At 35.9% G+C, this 21,367-nt stretch carries 21 protein-coding genes; 19 read left to right on the top strand and 2 right to left on the bottom strand.

Annotation, left to right across the window (positions count from 1 at the left end; translation table 11 throughout):
* Positions 1–103 precede the first annotated feature (103 nt).
* Entirely contained in the window at positions 104–877 is a 774-nt protein-coding gene (locus BM192_RS03040) for a DUF1349 domain-containing protein (RefSeq protein WP_051760335.1), read from the top strand.
* A gap of 162 nt (positions 878–1,039) precedes the next feature.
* Here BM192_RS03040 and BM192_RS03035 read toward each other — a convergent pair whose 3' ends face one another.
* The gene (locus tag BM192_RS03035; protein ID WP_037445001.1) at positions 1,040–2,164 is read right to left on the bottom strand and encodes an AI-2E family transporter; all 1,125 of its coding nucleotides are present in this window, start codon (positions 2,162–2,164) and stop codon (positions 1,040–1,042) included.
* 98 nt (positions 2,165–2,262) lie between these two features.
* Here BM192_RS03035 and mnmE point away from each other — a divergent pair, with 98 nt between their 5' ends.
* From mnmE to BM192_RS02960, 14 genes are all read left to right on the top strand, one after another.
* Positions 2,263–3,633 (top strand): tRNA uridine-5-carboxymethylaminomethyl(34) synthesis GTPase MnmE, encoded by a 1,371-nt coding sequence (mnmE, locus tag BM192_RS03030; protein ID WP_037444997.1) that lies wholly within the window; start codon positions 2,263–2,265, stop codon positions 3,631–3,633.
* Between the two features lie 293 nt (positions 3,634–3,926).
* A complete protein-coding gene (locus tag BM192_RS03025; protein ID WP_037444995.1) occupies positions 3,927–5,036 on the top strand; it encodes a site-specific integrase in 1,110 nt (369 codons plus the stop codon).
* Positions 5,036–6,175: a hypothetical protein gene (locus tag BM192_RS03020; protein ID WP_037444992.1), complete on the top strand. Its 1,140-nt coding sequence runs from the start codon at positions 5,036–5,038 to the stop codon at positions 6,173–6,175. Before BM192_RS03025 ends, BM192_RS03020 begins: the two co-directional genes overlap by 1 nt.
* Before the next feature lie 117 nt (positions 6,176–6,292).
* Positions 6,293–6,592, top strand: a complete 300-nt coding sequence (locus tag BM192_RS03015; RefSeq protein WP_037444989.1) for an excisionase family DNA-binding protein — start codon at positions 6,293–6,295, stop codon at positions 6,590–6,592.
* On the top strand, positions 6,583–7,011 hold the full coding sequence (locus tag BM192_RS03010) for a hypothetical protein (protein WP_037444986.1): 429 nt from the start codon (positions 6,583–6,585) through the stop codon (positions 7,009–7,011). Before BM192_RS03015 ends, BM192_RS03010 begins: the two co-directional genes overlap by 10 nt.
* A 90-nt stretch (positions 7,012–7,101) precedes the next feature.
* Complete coding sequence (locus BM192_RS03005) at positions 7,102–8,067, top strand: phage/plasmid replication domain-containing protein (RefSeq protein ID WP_037444979.1); 966 nt, start codon at positions 7,102–7,104, stop codon at positions 8,065–8,067.
* Between the two features lie 545 nt (positions 8,068–8,612).
* Entirely contained in the window at positions 8,613–8,933 is a 321-nt protein-coding gene (locus BM192_RS02995; protein ID WP_037444976.1) for a hypothetical protein, read from the top strand.
* An 81-nt stretch (positions 8,934–9,014) separates the two neighbouring features.
* A complete protein-coding gene (locus tag BM192_RS02990; RefSeq protein WP_037444974.1) occupies positions 9,015–9,479 on the top strand; it encodes a hypothetical protein in 465 nt (154 codons plus the stop codon).
* Positions 9,480–9,484: 5 nt separating this feature from the next.
* On the top strand, positions 9,485–9,991 hold the full coding sequence (locus tag BM192_RS02985; protein WP_037444971.1) for a hypothetical protein: 507 nt from the start codon (positions 9,485–9,487) through the stop codon (positions 9,989–9,991).
* A 143-nt stretch (positions 9,992–10,134) separates the two neighbouring features.
* On the top strand, positions 10,135–11,298 hold the full coding sequence (locus BM192_RS02980; RefSeq protein ID WP_037444970.1) for an ABC-three component system protein: 1,164 nt from the start codon (positions 10,135–10,137) through the stop codon (positions 11,296–11,298).
* Positions 11,291–11,794 (top strand): three component ABC system middle component, encoded by a 504-nt coding sequence (locus BM192_RS02975; RefSeq protein ID WP_037444969.1) that lies wholly within the window; start codon positions 11,291–11,293, stop codon positions 11,792–11,794. The genes BM192_RS02980 and BM192_RS02975 overlap by 8 nt, the downstream gene beginning before the upstream one ends.
* Positions 11,794–13,794 (top strand): DUF3732 domain-containing protein, encoded by a 2,001-nt coding sequence (locus BM192_RS02970; protein ID WP_037444968.1) that lies wholly within the window; start codon positions 11,794–11,796, stop codon positions 13,792–13,794. The genes BM192_RS02975 and BM192_RS02970 overlap by 1 nt, the downstream gene beginning before the upstream one ends.
* A gap of 169 nt (positions 13,795–13,963) precedes the next feature.
* Positions 13,964–14,296, top strand: a complete 333-nt coding sequence (locus BM192_RS02965) for a hypothetical protein (RefSeq protein WP_037444967.1) — start codon at positions 13,964–13,966, stop codon at positions 14,294–14,296.
* A 98-nt stretch (positions 14,297–14,394) separates the two neighbouring features.
* Positions 14,395–15,516, top strand: a complete 1,122-nt coding sequence (locus BM192_RS02960) for a phospholipase D family protein (RefSeq protein WP_037444965.1) — start codon at positions 14,395–14,397, stop codon at positions 15,514–15,516.
* A 337-nt stretch (positions 15,517–15,853) separates the two neighbouring features.
* On the opposite strand, the gene BM192_RS02955 is transcribed toward BM192_RS02960, so the two are convergent.
* Entirely contained in the window at positions 15,854–17,071 is a 1,218-nt protein-coding gene (locus tag BM192_RS02955) for a DNA translocase FtsK (RefSeq protein ID WP_051760333.1), read from the bottom strand.
* A gap of 264 nt (positions 17,072–17,335) precedes the next feature.
* On the opposite strand from BM192_RS02955, the gene BM192_RS02950 reads away from it, so the two are divergent.
* From BM192_RS02950 to BM192_RS02930, 4 genes are all read left to right on the top strand, one after another.
* Positions 17,336–18,409: a DNA cytosine methyltransferase gene (locus BM192_RS02950; protein ID WP_201771438.1), complete on the top strand. Its 1,074-nt coding sequence runs from the start codon at positions 17,336–17,338 to the stop codon at positions 18,407–18,409.
* Entirely contained in the window at positions 18,406–19,548 is a 1,143-nt protein-coding gene (locus BM192_RS02945) for a GmrSD restriction endonuclease domain-containing protein (RefSeq protein WP_037444961.1), read from the top strand. The genes BM192_RS02950 and BM192_RS02945 overlap by 4 nt, the downstream gene beginning before the upstream one ends.
* Positions 19,526–20,272 carry an MAE_28990/MAE_18760 family HEPN-like nuclease gene (locus BM192_RS02940; protein WP_037444960.1) on the top strand — a complete coding sequence of 249 codons (747 nt, stop codon included), beginning with the start codon at positions 19,526–19,528 and terminating at the stop codon, positions 20,270–20,272. Before BM192_RS02945 ends, BM192_RS02940 begins: the two co-directional genes overlap by 23 nt.
* Before the next feature lie 497 nt (positions 20,273–20,769).
* A complete protein-coding gene (locus BM192_RS02930) occupies positions 20,770–21,336 on the top strand; it encodes a helix-turn-helix domain-containing protein (protein ID WP_037444958.1) in 567 nt (188 codons plus the stop codon).
* The last annotated feature ends 31 nt before the right edge of the window (positions 21,337–21,367 follow it).

The raw sequence follows: 21,367 nt of genomic DNA, 5'->3' as shown, positions 1-21,367 counted from the left end.
GCCAGTTTATAAAATGGTTAATTTGAGGTATTGCCGTCCCGGAGAGGCGATCCTAACTTTGTGTGGCCGAAAATAGTTTTTTCCGCTGATTGATTTTAAAAATATGAAAACATTTGACAACACAAAAATATCTTGTATCACTACGCTGCTAGGCGTAATTTTGGTTAGCAGTTGCGGTAATCATGCAGAAAAGTCTGCCCAGAACGATTCAGTAAATACAGAGGCTGTCTCAGTTAGAGATTCTGCCCGTGTAAGCGGGACGGATTGCAACGTGCAGATATCTGGTATTAACTTCACCAAATCTATTAACGGGGCCGATACGCTGACCAGTCTTGATAGCAGAGGAAAAGTGAAATTTAGTGTAGGGGAGAAGAAAGATTACTTCTCAGATCCAAATGGAAAATTATCTAATACAAGTGCGCCTATCTTACTTTCAAAGGTCGATAATACCAAGCCTTTTACTTTAACAGCGAAAGTTACCCCGGGCTTTACTGAAAAAGGAATGTATAGTGCTGGTGTATTGTATCTATATGTAAATGATAACTTCTATCAGAAATATTGTTTTGAGCAGGACGAACGTGGAAAACACCGAATGGTAACAGTCCGTACGATCGGAACTTCCGATGATAACAATCATGATATTGTGGAAAGTCCCTGGGTATACATGAAGATCACGTCAGATACACAAACAGTAGCCAGCTATTATTCGATGGATAAGAAAAACTGGTACATGGTACGCCTCTACCAAAACAATTATCCTAAAGAACTTTGGGTCGGTTTGAGTTCACAGTCTCCGGTTGATAAGGGCATGGTCAGTGATTTTGAGGAAGTTACCTTGACTCAGGAAAGTGTCAAAGATCTCCGCATGGGAAATTAGGAATCAAGTGAATTCGTGGGTAAAAAACCTATATGCCACAGCTGATAGGATAAGCAAATGCAGAAAAGGATTTGGGGGTTTAAAGCAATCTTTAATCAAATGATAAGGCCTGAAGCGTTCGCTCCAGGCCTTATCATTTGATATTAATTTACTTAACATGCTTTAAATATCCTTTTGAACACCTGGCTCAGTCGGGACAGGTTTCTTTTTTCTGAAAGAGGGTATCTTCATCGGGCTCTTCGCAGGTCGTTCATCACCAAATAATACTCCCCATTGTCTGAACATTTCGGTTCTGTCAAAGATGATTTTAAGAACCGCAATAATAGGCATAGAAAGGAACATACCGGATACGCCGGCCATACTTCCACCTACAATCACCCCCAGAATCGCCATTAAAGCATTGATCTTCACTTTGGATCCGACAATTCTAGGCATCAGGATATTGTTATCCAGGAACTGTACAGCAGCAATTACAGCTAATACCGTAATTACCGGCGTTAATGAGGTAGATGCTGTCAGGGTTAAAAGCACCCCCAGGATATTGCCGATTAGGGCACCTACATAAGGAATGAGGTTTAAAAGGGCGAAGATAATTCCGATTAGCAGGGCATGTTTAATTCCAAAAAGCAGGAGTAAACCACCCAGAAGGATTGTCATATAGGTAACCTGAATTAACAGACCGACCAGATAACTTTTAATAATAGACTCTGTTTCATAGATCGCCTCTTTAACTTTAGGATGATGGTCTGGTTTAAACCACATAAAAATAAAGCGTAGCAGGATATCTTTATAGAATAGGATCAGGTAGATATAGATCGGTAAAAGACCTACAAACACAAATACTGAACTTAAGGTTACTGCGGCACCGCTGGCCATTCCACCTGCCATATTCAGTAAATCATTGCTTTTCTTATTGATGAAATCCATCTGCTCCGAGGTGGAATAATGCGTAATCTGCCCGAACCATTCGCTCAGTGATTTCAGGTGCATAGAGACGTTCTTTTTAATCTGCGGGAAGTCGGCTGCAAGCTGCCCCACCTGAGCGGAAAAGAACCAGACAATCAAGCCTACAAATACGGCGACCATCAGTATAGGCAGAATTATAGCGAGGATTTCCGGGCATTTATACTTCCGCAAAAAGCGGTAGATCGGAACGAGCATAATGCTAATGAAAAATGCCATGATCACTGGCATAATAATGTTACTTCCGATCACGAATATAGTACCCAGCAGGCCCAATCCCAACAACTCAATAGACCGTTTTACGGTGAGCGGTATTTCTCTCATATTTACTTATAGATGTTAAATTTCAATGGTTAAACACCAAATGGTTTAAAAATGTTTAGGTACTTTTGTCCCTTCTTTAAACTTAAGGATTTTCTCTAATGATTACAAATGACACAATCGTAGCTTTATCTACCCCGGCCGGCGCTGGAGCCATAGGCGTAATCCGCTTATCCGGGAAGGATGCTATTACCATTACTAACTCGGTATTTAGCGGTAAGGATTTGTCAGCGCAGCCTACGCATACTTTACATTTCGGTTTAATTAAAGATGGTGATATCGTCATCGACGAAGTGGTCGTGAGTTTATTCGTAGGCCCTAAATCTTATACAAAAGAGAATGTCGTGGAGATCTCCTGCCACGGTTCCAACTATATCATTCAGCAGATTATCACTTTGCTTATCAAAAAAGGAGCTACTGCCGCCAAACCGGGTGAATTCACTTTACGCGCCTTTTTAAACGGCGCCATGGACCTTTCACAAGCAGAAGCAGTAGCAGACTTAATCTCTTCTGACTCACAAGCTGCACACAGCGTAGCGATGAACCAGTTAAGGGGTGGTTTCAGCACAGAACTGAATGTCTTACGCGACCAGCTGATCCATTTTGCCTCCATGATCGAACTGGAGCTGGACTTCTCGGAAGAGGATGTTGAGTTTGCTAACAGAGATCAATTGCAGGAATTAATTAATAAGATTACCATCGTCCTGAATAAACTGATCCGTTCTTTCGAACTCGGAAATGTGATCAAGGAAGGTATCAATACAGTGATTGCCGGCCGTCCGAATGCTGGTAAATCTACCTTGCTAAATGCTTTGCTGAACGAAGACAGAGCGATTGTTAGTGAGATTGCCGGTACTACACGTGACACAATTGAAGAGGTATTAAATATCAACGGAATCAACTTCCGATTAATTGATACTGCCGGAATCCGCGAGGCTACAGATGCAATCGAAGCGATCGGAGTAGAGAAAACAATGCAGAAGATTAGCCAGTCTGCAGTACTGGTTTACCTGTTTGACGTCGTGAATTTAACCAGCACAGAGATTAAAGAGGATATCGCCAGTCTCTACAGACCGGGAATGGCTTTTGTCGCCGTAGCGAATAAGATTGATTTGTCTTACCAGGACAGGGTTAAGGAACTGGAATTATCTCCTGATATCCAGTTTATCGCAATCTCCGCGAAAGAGAATAACCATGTGGAAGACCTGAAGGAATTGTTGTATGAAACTGCAGTAGGAGACAAGCTCTCAGAGAACCATACAATGGTTACCAATATTAGACACGTAGAGGCCCTTAGGAAGACACAGGAAGCGCTAGCTTCTGTGTCGGAAGGATTGATCAACCCAGTTACTTCAGATTTCTTAGCGATGGATATTAAGCAGGCGCTTTATTATCTTGGGGAGATAACGGGTAAAGTTACTACGGATGATTTGCTAGATAATATCTTTAGCAAGTTTTGTATTGGAAAGTAGGCTACTTGCTTTTAGTCTATTAATCGTTGTTTATTGTGGTTTAAATAAGGTTTTTATTTTCAGATGATACCCGTTAATAGCACATTTTAGCTAATTCTATCTGCTGTTTTTCTGAGGACTAACTTTTCCTCAGAAAAAGCCAGGGTAGCATATTTCAAGACATTTATCTTTTAGTTGCTTTTTGTTTCTTATAGAAATAAATAAAACTTATTGTGATAATATGTTTACTTTTGAGTCTTTGTTTTAATTTTAGGTCAACTTAACTTTGTTGAGTAATCTAAATCGTAAATAAAATGGGAGTCTCAATTAAAAAGGATCAGCTAAAAAATAACATGTCAAGTCTTCATCTTTATATCTTTATAGATGGTAAGGAATGGCGGGAGAACTTAAAACTGAGGGTCTATGATAAGCCATCATCATCAGTAGAAAAAGAGCATAATAGAAAAACCTTGGCTCTGGCAGAAAGTATAAAGGCCAAAAAGACTTTAGAGTATCAGGATGAAAAGTATAATGTGGTTACTGGATTTAAGAGTCAAGGTAGTTTTCTAAAATATTTCAAAACCCTAACCGATGCCAGACGCAAAAACGATGGTAATCATGGCAATTGGAAAAGTACATATAAACACTTGCTGGATTTTTGTAATGGCAGAGATGCTAGATTTTCAGATGTTGATGATGATTTCCTGAACAAATTCAAACACTTTTTGAGTAATGGGAAATTAACGAAGAGTCAGACTGATCTTTCGACTAATTCAGTTTCTTCATACTTCAACAAAATAAAAGCAGCACTTAATCAAGCTTACATAGATAGAATCATTGCTGATAATCCTGGCACTAGGGTTAAGGGGGTAAAGCTTGAGGATAAACGTCGGAATTATCTGCTTTTCGAGGAGGTATCGATACTTAATAAAGTAGAGTGTAAGGTACCCGTACTTAAAAAAGCATTTATTTTTAGTTGCCTGACCGGATTAAGATGGTCTGACATAAATAAATTAAAGTGGGGGGATTTTGTTTATTCTGAGGCTGAAAAGAAGTGGAAAATCAATTACACACAGAAGAAGACCAAAACTGTACAGTATCATCCTATTTCCAATCAAGCATTTAATCTCCTTGGTGAAAGAAGAGATACAGAAGAAAAGGTTTTTAAAGGGTTGAAATACAGTGCATGGAACAATCATATCTTAGCTGAATGGATTTGGAAGGATGCTGGGATACAAAAGGCTATAACCTTTCACTGCGCCAGACACACCTATGCTACCTCCTTATTGACTCACGGTGCTGATATATATACAGTATCAAGTTTATTGGGACACAAGGAAATTAAAACCACTCAGATATACGCAAAGGTCATTGATACGAAAAAAAATTCAGTAGTTGATTTAATTCCAGATCTTGCACTGTAATGACTAAAAATGCAGCAGAAATAGAATTTGACAATTTTTATAAACTTAATTACAGAGAGCAACTGGACTATTGGGATGCTAGAGGTGCGGCATTTTATTGTGACGTAGTTGAATTGAAGGTTGAAAAAGAAAAAATTGACGAACAAGAGAGTGAAAGCGTTAACGCTAAACCAGTGTCTTATGTCTATGATGAGGATCAAGACGAACTAGATGAGGAGGAGACTTTAAAATTTTATCAACAAGAATTCGTGGAGATACAGGAAGAATCAGATAATCTGGTTCTTTCCATCAGACCAAACAACTTAGAAGAACGTATCCAGTATAATAAATGGGTGATAGACCATTGGAGAGAGGTGTTTCAAAAGGGGAAACAAAAAACATCAAAAATTGGATTTCAGCCTGTATACAAAAGTATTGATGAATTGGTCAGTAATTTTAAGACGATAGTTCAGCAGAATCCTAATTTGGATCGGCAGAGTATCATTAGCAATCAGATATCAAGGACAGATCGGTTTATTAAGGACCTTAAAGTTGACGATGATTTAATCGAAAAAGTATATCTAGAAATGAAGTCATGGTCTGAGGATGATCTCTATCATAATCTTGGTCAGGCAACAACTGAACTGATCGAATTTAGATACATCGGAAAGATATGGGATCGCCTCAAATTTAAAGTCTTTTTGGAAAACGAGGCTATGCCTCCTTCGAACACCAAAAACAGTGTTGAAGGCATTAAACCCATTAAGATGAAGTACATCAATTATGGTCAGATAAGGATTCTGTTTGATCGATTGTTAGATGCGAAATTTATTCACGAAGAGACAAAATATCTGGACTTTAGACATGTTATTTTACAAAGTCAGCTGGATGAAACTCCAAAAATTAGGTGGATAGACATTGCTGATAATAAAGATGTAAATAAGATTCCACTTATTGAGTTTGTTGACCAATTGATCTTAGGTAATACCCGGATGAAGAATTTATTCATTAAGACATACTTTAACACCTACACCGTTATTAAAGAGCAAGAAATTACTCTTGAAAAACTCAAACAATCTAGAAAACAAATGAGCCTCCAAAAAGTAAAATCGGACAAGCAAACCCTGATTTTAACTATATTAAACGCTGCAGGAATTTAACATATTCCCAATGTACACCTACACCCTGTGTAGGTGTTACTCTGTTTATTCTCTGTACCTATTTCGACCTTTGACAAAGATTATGGCCATTAATCGATGTAATTAAAAAACAAAGAAATGAACACAGGTACAACGACAATAGAGAGAATTGAAGCAATGCTTCTAAATCAAAAGGAGATATTTAATATTGATGATTTTTGCAGATATACGGGGCTTTCAAAATCAGCTACATATAAACTTACAGGGAACAAGCAAATCAGGTTCAGCAGACCTAATGGGAAATTAATTTTTTTCAAAAAGGATGATGTTGATGCATACTTAATGAGCAAGCCGATAATGTCAACGGACGATATTGAGCAGGAAGCCATTGATTATACTGTTGCACAACCAATGAAAGGAGGTTTAAGATGGAGTTAATAGACGCATATTATAACTTCTACCTTATGTACGATGAAAGGTCGGCAACTTATTCAATGGCACCACTTAAAAAAATTGGGAATAATAATTTTATGAACCAATTTTTCGAGCAACGCCAGAATATAAAGCTCAAGAAAATTGGGCCGGTAGCAGTATTAGAGGGGTACATTGGTTATACTTTCAGTCTCAGCGATAATAAAAAATCGGTTTTTCAAACTAGCAGTGGAGTTTTGCCATTTGGTATCCTCCGGTCTGAAGAGCTGTCTGATGCTGTGCTATTTGTCTTGAAGGACAGTTTAGAATTTGAGGTTTATGTGTTTAATGAAAGAAGTTCTGATGCTATCTATTTATTTCAGCAACTTAAAGATGGGGAACTCAATCAGCAGATTCTAGAAATAAAAAATAGGTATGAAAAATAATAAGTATTGCGCTGTCACTCGAGATAATTTGGGTGACAGTACAACACTATCATATTATTAACCCAAATACTATAACAATTTCTTATAAAAATGATTGATACATTAAAAATAAAGGTGTCCCCAGAATACTTGAGTGATAAACACTATGATATACTATATGAAACATTATTCAAACCACAGTATATCAGGGATGAAGACGGAAGTATAAGCATAAAGGGCAAGTTAGAGAACTTAAGAGTACAGATTAATAACAGAGGATTGATAATAGAGGGGAGTCTGCCGAAGTACCTCTGCGGAAGCAATCAACAATCACTAAATCTCAGTGAAATAACAGATGGCATAGAAGAATTAAATAAATTATTGGAAGTAGATTTATACCAATCAAAGGTATTGAGGGTAGACCTGGCTGAGAACATTATAACAAAGTATCCAGTTGAAGATTATTACCCTATTTTAAGTCAGTCTCCGTACTTCAAAAGGTTAGAGATGGATAATGGATTGGCGTATAAAAATAACAGCAGATACGTTGTCTTTTACGGTAAGATGAAAGAGATAAAGAAAGGAGAACAGATACGTGATGCTTTTGTCGGAAAAAATGTACTCAGGTATGAGTATCGGATGCAGAAGAATAAAGTTATATCTGATTTTCTTCGGGTTCCAAACGCCACTTTAATGGATCTGCTCAATAATTATTACAAAGTGGTTGGTAGTTGGGCTGATGTTTTTATGAAAATTAATAAACTGCATGATGTCCGTCCTTTTGATTTTTCCATTTTTCAAAAAAATGGTGAGTTTGAAAGGTATATCAAATTATTGGGAGTAGAATCAATTGGTGGTTTTACTTCTGTCAATGCAACGATCAAGGAAGCGAAGAGGAGAGGTTATTTGAATAAGCATCCAAATGTAGCTTCGAACCTTATCAATAAGTTTAAAGGGATGAGTACATCTCCTTTGCTCGCTACTAAATCGAGTTTAGCAGATGAGCTGGAAGAAAAAGTGAAAATGATAAGAATATTTGCAGTCCCTGGATTTGAATTGCCAGCGCACTTAATTTAATTTTTTTCACGTAATCACTCCCTGTTTTGTAGAGGGGTAATTTTTAGTGAATTCGATGATTTTCCAGATTTAGTCGGACTTTTATTCGTAACTGATTGTAAATCATACCCGGTGTACTTTTGAAGTACGAAAGTACACCGGTAATTCTCCGATTTTCTAATGGAGGAAATAAAGAACATTTTATTTTATAGAATCAATGAATTTTTTGACAATCACAATGGTGATTTCGGGAAGAAATCCTGAAAATTGCAGTTGAAAATTTTCACGAGGGAATTTATATGATTCAAATTATATTTAGCTCTATGTTTTGGGCTTTCAACATGGCCAATAAATCCAACCGATAATTCCATTTTTATTGCCAGTTGCTGCTGAGATATGCCTGCAGAAACCCGCATCATTCGGACTTTATTGATGACAAACAGTTCGATTTCTGATTTCAATTCAGGCTTTATCATTGACTGCGCAAGTAAAGAAATGAAAATTTCGCAGTCACCTATACATGTATATGTATTTATTGTTATGTTTGAAAAAATTAACAGTGATAAATGGAGAACGAATTAAAAATTAAAGAACTTAAAAAAGAGCTGCTTGATTTGGAGGAAAGGGAGCTATTTGACGAGTCTAAAAAATCAGCAGAAAGTACTACCTCGGGGTTTATACTTGTCGCTATTGGAGCAATATGTATAACGTATGGAATAGGGTATGATATTACTATTAACACCATTGTTGGAGTTGCAGTATTGCTGTTTGGTATTTTTAAAATGAGCAGAGGGAAACGTTCAATGAGTGTTTATGAACTGAATAAAAAAAATAAAGAGGAAAAGATAATTCTGATCAAAAAAAGGTTACTGGATTTGGAAGGATAATAATGCAGTTTTTAATCAAAACACCACAATTACAGATCGATACTAATAAATACTTATTTCAACTTAAAATTTCATACTAATATGAAGATAAATCACGCATTATTATTCGTTGTATTATTGATTATTCAATCTTGTTCAGCTTTTTCAGACAATAAGGTTAATATTACTAAAGCTGAAATCGAAAGACAGATTATGGATCAAGCAAAAGGGAATCTGCAGTTGCTATCATTTGAAAAAACAAATGGAAAAGAAGTCCAAAATGAAGATTACCAGTATGAACAGGAGTTTAAAGCTAAAGTATTAGTGAAAAATGACTGTATGTGGTTGGTAGGAAGCCCTACACTCGCAATATATAGCCATCCTTTCCATACATCTGAATATCAAGAAAATTCATTTGATGGAGTAGATATAAATGGTAATAGAGTAAAGAGTATTTCTAATGTGAAGGCAGGAGAAAATATTGATTTTAATGGAGTAGCTTACCTTGAAAAAACTGAAAATGGGTGGCAAGTCTTAAAAGTTGAATTAGAACCAAAGCAACAATAACTCTAATGAATAAACTAATTATTATTTGCGCGCTGGCAGTTTTAATTACCGCTACAGGTATAGGCTGTATTAATTCGTCCAATAGATTAATGTCATCTAATGAGTCGGAATCAGAGCTTTATAGCAGTGAGGTAATCGGCTTACTGTCAAAACAAGTGGATTCCGCCTCCAGTAGTCTATTGAAATTCAAAAATTTCAAAAAAGAGGATGAAGAATATAATAAAGATGGGTCAAAAGCATATAATTATGCTCTAAATTTTACTGGAAGTATAGTTGCCTCTAGCGATTGCTACTGGAATATTCCTTCTGATCATCTTTATGATGGTCAGCACCTCAAAAAAATTTTTTTGGATGTGACTGCAGAGGAAAATCCGATTAAATTAAACTCATACCCCATGAAGAGTGGTTTAGGTGTACCGATAATAGGGACAGCATATTTTCGTGAGGAGGGAAATAAGTTGATAATATTCGACTTTACAGTCAAAATTGCTGAAAGCGTGATATCTAAGTAACTCATGTGTTGATTTTGGCATCAAACACTTCTGAAATAGTCTGCATATACTGCTTGATAGATAAATTTCCTGAGTATTTAAATTGATTTAGTATTAAGCAGAATTATTCTATATTTGATAATAGGATATTATAAGCTAAACTAATGACTACTAACGCTCCAGGTCAATTATTAGGTTTTTCGCTTCAATTTCCAAGGGCACTTTGGCATTTACTAGGATGTGATCCAGAAGATATGGTATGTCTGGAAGTATTTGGTGATGTTAGTGTGTCCAAAGAAAATGATTCAAAAATCACCGAAGAAGATAAGTCTTCGCAAATTAGCAATCCAGTCACTGATCGCTCCTCTGATCTATGGAAGACCTTTTTTAATTGGACAAATTTAGTTATTGATGGTGCTGTTGATCCTGATAAAACTATTTTTATCTTATACTCTAATAAAAAAGGCAGAAAGGCAATTGTGGATTCTTTTCATGCGGCAAAGAATATAGTTTCAGCAAGAAAGGTATTTCAACTTGCTGTGAAGAAGCTTAAAACTATTGAGTCCAAACATGAGATCTTTCCCTATTTAGAGTTTCTGAAGAAAAATGAACTTTTACTATACAGGATAATTGAAAAATTTGAATTTGTCGTAGGGTCTGAAAGTGGACTAATTGAAGTAAAAAAAGCAATAAGGACTAAACATGTTAGTGATAGTCAAGTAGACTTTATTCAACATAGCTTAATGGGGTGGCTACAAGAAGTAGTGATGAATAAGCTTGCGAAAAAGGAGGATGCAATAATTAGTTGGAAAGAATTTGACAATTACGCCAGACCTGTATTCGAAAGAGCGTGGAAACGAGAACTTATCGACTTTACTCTTCATCACCCAATTGAAGAGAATGAATTAACGAAACACAAGCTCGAGCGGCCTCCGTATATCAGGCAGCTTGAAGCAATTAATAGTGACGATGATGACATTCAGATGGCGGTAACTGATTTCCTTAGAGCCAAGGTAAATAGGTTAAAATGGATCGAACAGGAACTAATTGATGAACCGGCTGCAAAGGAATTTGAGGATAAGCTAACCAATTTCTGGAAGTCGCAAAGAAAAATAGTTGATTTAACACATTCGCAATTTTCTGACGAAGACAAAGGAAAACTAGTTTTTCAGCTCTGCAGAGTTAGACAACAATCAATCAAAAATCAGGATCCTCCTGCCGCTACAACTGCGGGAACGTACCATTCCATGTCTAACACCTTTTCAATTGGCTGGCATCCAAAATGGAAAGAAACATTTGTTAGTGAAAAAATCGAAGAAAATGAGTGAGTTATTGGAAGAAGTTCGGTTGTGGAATACCCCTGCAATCGGGGGATATTTACTGTATAGATTCACTCAAGGATATGTTGCGGGTGATTCTAATGGAGAGGCGCCTATAGCAATACACCACTTCATTGCTATAGCTATACTTACAAGTGATAAGCTCAAAGCGCCAATCAGTAATATGCGGGAAAACTTACAATCTTATGTACGTAGTTTCGAAGAAAACCGAAACTCGGATATTTTATTGGGGCTTCAGGAAAGAATAAAAGAAAAGTTTCTTTATTCATGGTCTTCTATAGATATGGCTGTAGCAAATGGATTGCTTTTCTGGGATTTTGATGAAGCTAGACTTTATGCTAACCCTATAGAGAAAAAGCCAAGTTATGGACATGCTCCAAAAGGGCAACTAAAAAAAGACGGTGAAAAAGCCGAGATCTTGGGAAAATGGTTTTCTCAACATGACATTACTTCCATCAGTTCATATCTTAAAATACTACTGTAATGCACTTTCAATTGCTTAAACTAATAATTTGGCCTAAAAATCAAGATTTTCTACCTCAAACCGTCGAGTTTCAGCCCAAAAAGCTAAATGTTATTACAGGTGCATCCCGTACAGGAAAATCAGCCATCATTCCAATAATCGACTATTGTTTGGGATCAAAAGATTGTTCGATACCAATTGATACCATAAGAGACCATGCAAGCTGGTACGGTATAGTTATTGTCACTTCCATCGAGCAAATACTAATTGCTAGAAGGGTTCCTGTTGGCAATCATTCTTCAAATGATTTTTACTTTTTAAGAAGTGCGAAAATTGTAGCTCCTGTAGTTATTTTAGAGCCAAATGAAAATTTGGAAGGTGTAAAACATTTTCTCAATGGTTTGTCTTCAGTACCTTATTTGAATCTGCATGGAGGTGAAGAGAATGTACCCTTTCAAGGGAGGCTTGGATTTAGAGATTTGATGGCATTTGTTTTTCAAAGCCAGGACATCGTGGCGAATCAAAATATTTTATTCTATAAAACTCATGCCCATGAACACCGTGAGAAATTAAGAAATTGGTTTCCTTTTATTATAGGCGCTGAGACTACAGCAATTCTCCAGGCTCGTATTAGAATCCAAGAAATAGAAAAATTGCTAAGTCGACTGCGACGTGAAGTTGAGAAGATAGGCTCGGTCTCTGATACATGGGTGCAAAATATGCAAGCGCATTTAAGGATTGCCCGGGAGTATGGGCTGTTGAACGATAATTATATCGAGTCGACTGATACTATTTATTTACTTGAAATAGCTGGGGCCCTTCTCGATAATATCCCAGATCATTCAAATAGTTCTTTAGAGAACATTGATGGGTCTAATACAGAACTTAGAGAACTGGAAAGATCCGAGGAGTCTCTTAGTCTCATGATTGCTTCTTTAAAGAAACGGTTAAATGACCTGAAGGGGCTTCAGGCAGGGCTAATAGATTATGGAAATTCGGTCATGCGACGGAAAGATAGACTTCATATATCAAAATGGCTAATTGATATGGACTCACAGGCTGGTGAATGTCCTTCTTGTGGAAGCAATGAGCATCCATCAAGATCAATAGAAATTGAAAAAATATCGAAAGTATTTAAACAGTTGGAGGAAGAGTCAAAAAAGGTAGCTGAGGTTCCAGGTGCATTTCCTAGAGAGGAAGAAAAGTTAAAAATTGAACTTAGTAAACTATTAGAAGCGAAAATATTATTACAACAACGGTTTGACTTAATACGAGCAAAAGACAGGAAAGTTCAAGAAGAGTTTCAGCAGAGAAAGAATATGTTTCTTTTTCTCGGGCATCTTAAGGCTCACTATGAGATTTTTCAAAAGCTGGGTGATGGTGGGACTTTCGAGCTGCAGATAAATACGTTACAGGCCGAATTTGATATGTTGAGGGAAATAGTGGATCTAGATGGGGTTTCAAAAAGAATGCAAGCAGCAACAGACAGGATATCGGCAAGAATGTTAACTCACCTAAAAACACTTGATGTTGAAGATAAATACAAAGAAGTTGCTCCAAGATTTAATATCCTCGATCTAAATATTTTAGTACTAGGCAGCACAAATCACTGGCATTATCTTTCACAGGTGGGGAGCGCATCCAACTGGGTATCTTTTCACGTTGCCCTGATGTGTGCTTTACAAGAGTTTTTTATTGGTTTAACTAATTCACCGGTTCCGAGCTTTGTTATTTTCGACCAACCCAGTCAGGTCTATTTTCCGAAATTAAAGAAACGAAGTGAAAACGACACCGAAGATACAGATGTTAAGTTCCCAGATGATGAAGACGCCAATGCTGTGAAGAAGATATTTCGGACAATTGCAACATCAGTCGCAAATAGCAAAGGAATGTGGCAGGCAATTATATTAGATCATGCAGATGATAATATATATGGAACTGAGGATGTGCATGAGGTAGTAGTTTGGAGAAACGGTAAGAAGTTAATCCCAAGTGAATGGTATGAGCAGGAAACTGATTAATTATTGAACTTAGTATATAAATATTCTGATATCGCTTGCTGTATTTGTTTTCCTTTTTCAGTATTTCATGTAGGAACTTGTTGTCAAGGTTAAGCTGAATTTAAGACAGATCTCTGAACATTATTTAATGTTGTTATAAACAAAACCAATTTATGAATTATTGATAACTATGGCCAGACAAAAATCAAGTGATTTGAAAGACTTTCAACAATTTTATATTCAGGAAGTTGAGCCTCTTTTGAATAAAGAGCCCAAATATATAAGGCTTGACGGAGGAACGACGGGGAGTAGTAGAAAGGTGTTTGGTCATTTCTCTTACCTTGGTCGCAGATGGAAGGTTGATGAAGACACGCACATAGAAAAGCTTAAAATTGCATATGAAAGATCTCTAAAGGATGTTGCGCCATTTCACATATCACGTACAAAAGGTGGTGAAAATTATTGCTTAGTATTGGACGAGAAATCAACGGTGAAAAAGATGATGTATATCTATGAAATATAACTGTGCTTGGATAATTGCTTCTAATGTTGACAAATATTACAACATTTTTCAACATCGTATAAAAACAACATTTTTTTTTAAAGAAATTAATCTAACTAATGTTTTCAATTATAAACAATGATTGGCTTTCTCATTTTAAGGAGCAGGTGAAGGGTGCGGACAATGTTCGTATAATCTCACCCTTTATAACTGATGTAATGGTGGACCATTTGATCAGGCTTTATGGCAAATCTGAGGTGAAAATTATCACTAGGTATAATATGAATGATTTTCGTTCTAAAGTTTCAAGCTTGTCAGCCTTAAGGAAGTTGGTAGAGAAGGGATTTAAAGTCAAAGGTATAAAACAGCTTCATAGTAAGCTTTACTTATTTGATAATAGGTGTGCAATTATATCATCTGCAAATTTTACGGGAGGTGGATTCTTTGGTAATTATGAACTTGGTGTAAAAATCCTTGATGCTCAGATGATTCTTAAATCTGAAAGTTATTTTGAAGAACTCTTCAATATTGATCCAAAATGTTTGGTTGTTGAGACAGTTAATATGTGGGAAGCTGAACTTGCGACTGCGACTCCATTGAAATCACTTCCACATGATCTAAAAGATTATGGCATGTCACCTTTAAAAGGTAATAATTCAAATAGAAAGTATTTTGTGAAGTTTTTCGGACAGTCTAAATCAAGAGCGGATCAAAATTTTCGAATCCGTGATATGGTAGAAGGTAGTCACTGTCATTTTGCAATAACTTTTTCAGGAAAGAAAGGTAGACCGCGAAGATATAGTGATGGCGATATTGTATATCTAGCAATGATGCTTCCAAATGGGGAGTATGCTATATTTGGTAAGGCAATAGCTATTAAACATCTGGATAAAAGAGATGTTGCGACGACTGAAGATATTAAGTATGTTCCTTGGAAGGAAGATTATGGTGTTTATATTAGGATTAAAGACTCGAAATTTATTGATGCAACGATGGCCGAATGTCCAAAAATGAGCGATCTGATTGAGTCTTTAAGTTACGAATCATTTCACCGAACAAAAATGAGACATGAACAAGGAGAGACAAAGATCAATGTTAGGGATTCACTTCGTCAACAAGCTGATGTTCAATTGAGCGATTTAGGCGCACAGTGGTTAGAAAACAAGTTCGCTATAGCTACTGATAATTGCGGGGAAATCCCAGACGAATTTATCAAAAGTCTATATACGCCAATATTTTAATTTAATGAATTCGCTATGGTTTCGAATTGATAAATACGTTAAATCAAAGGATTTTTTACAATAATTTATGTTATCACTATTGTGTCCAGATGAATGTCTAGGTGGTTGCAATGGCTTTACGCTGACTGAGACCGGCCATGTTAAAATAAGGATCTCTTTCCACTTGCTGATTTTCTGTTCAAACTTTAGATTTGTGGAATTGGAAAAAGAATTGGCAAATTGGCACCATCTTTTTGAAGATAATCTCTTATGATAAAGGTCTGCGGAGAATCAGATGTTTCGCGCATCTGTTGTATGATGATCTGATCTGAGGTTTGAAATTTTAGCCTGATTTTCCCTATTCTTCTAGATTTTCAAAAAAACATTCTAGCGCAGATAAATCTGGAATATTAACTTCCCTTGCATGAGAGCCTTCAAATGGACCAATCACCCCGATCTCTTCAAGTTGGTCTATAATTCTTCCTGCTCTATTATATCCCAACTTTAATTTGCGTTGGATTAGAGATGTAGAACCTTGTTGTTGTATTACGATTAATCGCGCTGCTTCTTTTATCATAGAATCTAACCTCTCTAATTTGATCTTCGCTTTTGGATTGGGGTTATATAGTTTATAAGATTCTGAATAACCCTTTTGTTCTGCAATTCTAACAATTAATTTTTGAAGTTCTGAATATTCAATCAATGGGACATTGGTTTTTATAAGTTGTCCGCTAAAGTCGTAAATTAATTCCCCTGGATCATTAAGTCGTTCTGCTCCCGGAGAATCCAGTATCTTCCTGGAATCACGTTGTGACATAAGCTTAAAAGCGACTCTTAAAACAAAATTGCTTCGTAGTTGAGTTGAGAATGCCGGGATATTTATCTGGCTAGTGGCAGCAATGATATAAATCCCTGTATGAATATTCATTTGAGTGAGTGCAATTAATAGAGCTGTATTACTTTCTGAAAATATAAAAGTAGAAATATCGTCTATGATGACAGTAATATCTGGTAAAAAATGATGTCTCTGCTTGGGGTCAAGTTTTTGTTCTATAAAAAGTGAGTTGTACTGATTAATCGTTTTTACTCCAGCCAATGTAAAAAGACGAATACGCTCCTCCACTTCGTTAATTAGTGAAATTATTGTATGATGAAATTCTGAGGCATGTATAATGCCTGTGCCCGTATATGGCGCTGCCATAAAGTGGCGGTCTAATGTATTGAAAGATGTATAATCTATGCTCTTGCTACCACATAGTATAAGTTTGAGTTGAGATGGGTGTTTGTGAAAAAGCCAAAAAGCTATTTGAGTGTAAATAAATTGCGTTTTTCCACTTCCTGTTATTCCTGCTATTAATACGTTAGGTCGGTTGAAAATATCTTCAATCCGTATTTCAGAATCACAGCCCAAGACAAGTGGGAACTGACAATTTTGCCTTTTGTTTATAGAGTTGATTAAGGCAGCTCTGAATGTTTCAGATACAAGTGAAACTTCTGGGTACTCGTAGTCTGAAAGATTCTCTACCGAATTGTAAACTGAATCAGATATGTTTGACTGTATGTTCTGTTCCTCCATGCGTATTTTTAAGGTCTTATAAACTTAAGCAATTGGTATAATTTATTGGAATTTAAATTTCAAATAGTTTCCTTGTTTAGGAGGATGAATGGTAAAGCTGTCTGGGATTTATTATTTAACTTCTTGCATCATCATATGGTTGGAAAACCTATGTCACTTGCTGTTTTATAAAGGATATGTTTGCCGGCTGATATAATTAATTAAATCTACAATAAAATTAAAAATCAGTACTTTTGCAAAAGATTAATATGACTATTTTTAGCTGTGGATAAAGAAATAAAGGATCAACTTGATTGTAGTGTTATAGACCTTTTTTGTGGAATTGGGGGGTTGTCACATGGGTTTAAAAAGGAAAATTTCAGTGTTACCGCAGGGTATGATATTGATGAAACATGTAGGTATGCATTTGAAGCTAATAATCAAGCTAAATTTCACTCTACTGACGTTTCTGAACTTACTGGTGAAGATTTAATGAAGCATTATAAAAAGGCTAAGATTAAGATCTTGGTAGGGTGTGCTCCATGTCAACCCTTTTCCTCTTATTCTTTCAAGAATAAAGAAGATTACAATGCTAAATGGGGGCTTTTATATCAGTTTTCTAGATTAATAAAGGAAACACAACCCGAGATTGTCTCAATGGAAAATGTGGCCCAATTAATTAATTTTAAAAAAGCTCCGGTATTTGAAGATTTTATTAATGATTTAAAAGATCAAGGCTATTATATTAGTTTTGAGGTCGTAAATTGCCCTGACTATGGTATACCTCAAAATAGAAAAAGACTGGTTCTGCTTGCATCGAAATTGGGTGAAATTAAGTTGATTCCTAAGACACATGATTCGAAGAATTATGTTACAGTAAAGGATATAATAGGTCATCTTCCAGCTATTAATGATGGGGAACACTATAAAGACGATCATCTTCATTTTTCGAGAAAACTTAGCTCTTTAAATAAAAAACGGATAAAGGCTACACCATACGGAGGGGGGTGGAAAAATTGGCCTAAAGACTTATGGTTAGATTGCCATAAGAAGGATTCCGGCAAAACCTATGCAAGTGTATATGGAAGAATGAGATGGGAAGAACCAGCCCCAACTGTTACTACTCATTGTATAGGATATGGTAATGGACGATTTGGTCATCCTGAGCAAGACAGAGCTATTTCACTCCGAGAAGCGGCCTTATTTCAAACATTTCCTATTGATTATAAGTTTTTTGATCCGTCAAAAGAATTGTCAACAGTAACAGTTGCCAGGCAGCTAGGAAACGCAGTTCCAGTAGCTTTGGGACAAGTAATAGCAAAAAGTATAAAACAACACCTAAATTCTATAAATATATGAGTGCAAATGTTGAAAAAGTTGCAAATCTTGAAGTAGAAGAACAGATTAAGGAGACGGAAAAAGATTATAACTACAGATTGGTTGAATGGCCGATTGAGGTTTTAACTAAAAAGTTTATTAAGAAAACAGCAGGCCAAGAATATCGAACTCTCATTAACGCAGAATCAAGTAATTCAATAATTATAGTCCCTGAGTATCAAAGAGAATTCGTTTGGAATGAAGGAATGAAGGCGAAATTTATTGAATCAATTTTCATGAAAGTTCCAATGCCTCCACTTTTCGCATTTACTTTAGACGATGAGGGAAATATGGAATTAATTGACGGGGTACAAAGGCTATCGACAATTAAGGAATTCGTTGATGGGGTATTGGTTCTTAATAATTTAGAGGTCTTAGATACTCTAAATGGTTATAGATTTTCTGAGCTTGAAATTTCAAGGCAGAGAAAGTTTAATGCTCTTTCGTTGAAGATTTACATGTTAGATGAAGAGACTGATGAGGGTGTAAGAGCTGATATATTTAATCGAATAAATTCTACAGGACAAAAGCTAACATCAGCAGAAATAAGAAAAGGAAGTTATTTAAATAATAAATTTTATGATTTCATCCTGTATTGTGTAACCTTGGACGAGTTTACCTCGTTGTTTTCATCAGCTAGAAATGATGATAAATTACGTGGTGAAAAGGAGGAATTAATAACAAGATTCTTTGCTTATTCAGAAAGGTATAATGAATTTGATCATTCTGTCAAAGGTTTTTTAGACGATTATATTAAAGATAAAAACGACGATTTTAGTGATGTTGAAAAACAACAAAAGGAGGATGAGTTAAAAAGAGCACTGCAATTTGTTTCAGAGTACTTCCCTTCCGGTTTTAAAAGAACACCGTCTTCAAAGTCCATACCTAAAGTCAGATTTGAATCAATATCAGTAGGGGTCAACCTTGCGTTGAAAGAAAACCCAAATTTAACAAACCCAGATCTACGATGGCTTACTTCGGCAGAGTATAAAAATTTAGTCACCTCTGGATCTTCTAACAATAAGAGTAAACTGGTTGCAAGAATAGAGTTCGTGAAAAACTGTTTGTTGTCATCCATTAATATAAATGAATTAGATTATGGTGATTCGGGAAGAGTTTGATAGAAGAATAACTGAGATTAACCTTTACTTCGAAATTTTAAAGGTGATTGAATTAGATAAGCCAAAATTGACAGCTTTTGATGCTGTAAGTGACACTAACATTGATATTATATTTGATTCTCAAAAAATTAATATATTTAGAGCTAGCACTTTTTTACTATTATATAACTTAGTAGAATCAACTGTATTTAACTCCGTGATAACCATATTCGACTCAATTAATTCGGATAGACATAATCCTAAACTTAAATATTTCGATGTGATAGATGATGTGAAAAAGTATTGGCTTGATAATGTTTATAAGCACGATGAGAAAATGAAAAAAGATGCCGTGATTAATAATTTTATCAAGCTTTCGAATTTAATATTTAACGAGTCATTGGTGCTAGCATCTTATTACATCAAATATGGTGGATCGTTAGATGCATTTAAGATTCAAGAAACAGCCAAGTCTTTAGGTGTAAATATTGATAAACTGAAAGATGGCTATCGAAAAGATATTCATGGAGAAGCATTTAAAGAGGTGCAGCAAAAACGTAATTGGCTGGCACACGGCGAAAAAACTTTTGCAGAAATAGGCCAAGACTATCCGTTCGGTCGCTTGGATGAGTTTAGACAATATATAGTTGAACATTTGGAAAAGTTCATTATATCTATTGATGACTATATTAGAGATGCATCATATAAACGATCTAACGTTGAAGAAATAGCAGCTGTCGAATAATTTAATAAATGTAGTTAATGATCTGTTTAGTAAAGTATTTAACATTATTAAACGGATCATATTGGCTTTTAATTACCTTTCTTAAGGTATTTTGGTTTAATTAAAGGCATAGTTTTCAGTATATTTATTGTAACATGCTGATTGATATTGCACTTCACTTTTTGTATTGGCAAATAATCGATGATAAATACTGCATAATTACGATAAATACTGACAAGTAAATAGCTTATTGTTAATAAGTTATGTGAATTTCTTTTGTCCATGTTTTTGGATTTATTCTTTTGTTTTTCTGACTTTTGTAGCGCATTTGTAGCTTTTTTCTCCTAAAAATCAGGTGTGAAAATCATCTGGTAGATTATGGCGACTAACGACATCTAATGACACTAAATAACACTTATCGACGCTTAATGACACTTAAATTGGCGAGATAACTACAGGTGTTTTTCGGTAGAATTTGATCAAAAAGCGCCAGTGCTTTAGACTTAAAGCAACAAAGGATGAGTTCGAACATTAAGGTAAAAAGGATTTGTGAATTCTGTGGAAATGCTTTCATGGCAAAGACTACCGTGACTAGATTTTGCAGCCATATGTGTAATAGCAGATACGGAAAACGAAAGGCCAGAGAATTGAAAATAGAGGCCTCTGAAAAGCAAGTTTTAGAGACTATAGCCGCGACCACTAAGAGTATAGTAGTGGCAGAATTTCTAACGGTTAAGGAGGCTGCCAGATTATTGAATACTTCAGTCAGAAGCATTTACAATATCATTCAAAGTGGTAGAATAAAAGCCATTAGGTTCACACCTCGAAAAACACTGATTAAACGAGTTGATCTTGATCAGATGCTTGTACTCCCGGAATTTCAGGTGCCTGTGCTGCGGGCACGTAAAAAGAATCCACATCCGAAGTTCTGCTATTCCATGTCGGAGGCTCAAGAGGCGCTTAATTTTTCTGAGAAAGCGTTGTGGGATCTGCTGAAGCGTAATAATATCCCTAAATACCGTGAAGGTAAGTATAGTTATGTTTTGAAGTCTGATCTAAATAAATTTTCAAACCAAAACAATTAAGTTATGGCGAAAGTGAAAATGAGAATGAGAA

The sequence above is a fragment of the Pedobacter antarcticus genome, assembly GCF_900112985.1.
Taxonomy (GTDB): Bacteria; Bacteroidota; Bacteroidia; order Sphingobacteriales; family Sphingobacteriaceae; genus Pedobacter; species Pedobacter antarcticus.
Note: the sequence above shows the minus strand (reverse complement) of the source record. Positions and strands in the feature narration are given on the sequence as shown.

What these genes read in the sequence shown, in the direction of transcription:
- BM192_RS03005 (WP_037444979.1), top strand. Translation starts at nt 7,102, where the DNA reads ATGATTGATACATTAAAAATAAAGGTGTCCCCAGAATACTTGAGTGAT.
- BM192_RS03025 (WP_037444995.1), top strand. Translation starts at nt 3,927, where the DNA reads ATGGGAGTCTCAATTAAAAAGGATCAGCTAAAAAATAACATGTCAAGT.
- BM192_RS02960 (WP_037444965.1), top strand. Translation starts at nt 14,395, where the DNA reads ATGTTTTCAATTATAAACAATGATTGGCTTTCTCATTTTAAGGAGCAG.
- BM192_RS02980 (WP_037444970.1), top strand. Translation starts at nt 10,135, where the DNA reads ATGACTACTAACGCTCCAGGTCAATTATTAGGTTTTTCGCTTCAATTT.
- BM192_RS03020 (WP_037444992.1), top strand. Translation starts at nt 5,036, where the DNA reads ATGACTAAAAATGCAGCAGAAATAGAATTTGACAATTTTTATAAACTT.
- BM192_RS02970 (WP_037444968.1), top strand. Translation starts at nt 11,794, where the DNA reads ATGCACTTTCAATTGCTTAAACTAATAATTTGGCCTAAAAATCAAGAT.
- BM192_RS02940 (WP_037444960.1), top strand. Translation starts at nt 19,526, where the DNA reads ATGGTGATTCGGGAAGAGTTTGATAGAAGAATAACTGAGATTAACCTT.
- BM192_RS03010 (WP_037444986.1), top strand. Translation starts at nt 6,583, where the DNA reads ATGGAGTTAATAGACGCATATTATAACTTCTACCTTATGTACGATGAA.
- BM192_RS03040 (WP_051760335.1), top strand. Translation starts at nt 104, where the DNA reads ATGAAAACATTTGACAACACAAAAATATCTTGTATCACTACGCTGCTA.
- BM192_RS02990 (WP_037444974.1), top strand. Translation starts at nt 9,015, where the DNA reads ATGAAGATAAATCACGCATTATTATTCGTTGTATTATTGATTATTCAA.
- BM192_RS02995 (WP_037444976.1), top strand. Translation starts at nt 8,613, where the DNA reads ATGGAGAACGAATTAAAAATTAAAGAACTTAAAAAAGAGCTGCTTGAT.
- BM192_RS03015 (WP_037444989.1), top strand. Translation starts at nt 6,293, where the DNA reads ATGAACACAGGTACAACGACAATAGAGAGAATTGAAGCAATGCTTCTA.
- BM192_RS02930 (WP_037444958.1), top strand. Translation starts at nt 20,770, where the DNA reads ATGAGTTCGAACATTAAGGTAAAAAGGATTTGTGAATTCTGTGGAAAT.
- BM192_RS02985 (WP_037444971.1), top strand. Translation starts at nt 9,485, where the DNA reads ATGAATAAACTAATTATTATTTGCGCGCTGGCAGTTTTAATTACCGCT.
- BM192_RS02945 (WP_037444961.1), top strand. Translation starts at nt 18,406, where the DNA reads ATGAGTGCAAATGTTGAAAAAGTTGCAAATCTTGAAGTAGAAGAACAG.
- BM192_RS02965 (WP_037444967.1), top strand. Translation starts at nt 13,964, where the DNA reads ATGGCCAGACAAAAATCAAGTGATTTGAAAGACTTTCAACAATTTTAT.
- BM192_RS03035 (WP_037445001.1), bottom strand. Translation starts at nt 2,164, where the DNA reads ATGAGAGAAATACCGCTCACCGTAAAACGGTCTATTGAGTTGTTGGGA.
- mnmE (WP_037444997.1), top strand. Translation starts at nt 2,263, where the DNA reads ATGATTACAAATGACACAATCGTAGCTTTATCTACCCCGGCCGGCGCT.
- BM192_RS02955 (WP_051760333.1), bottom strand. Translation starts at nt 17,071, where the DNA reads ATGGAGGAACAGAACATACAGTCAAACATATCTGATTCAGTTTACAAT.
- BM192_RS02975 (WP_037444969.1), top strand. Translation starts at nt 11,291, where the DNA reads ATGAGTGAGTTATTGGAAGAAGTTCGGTTGTGGAATACCCCTGCAATC.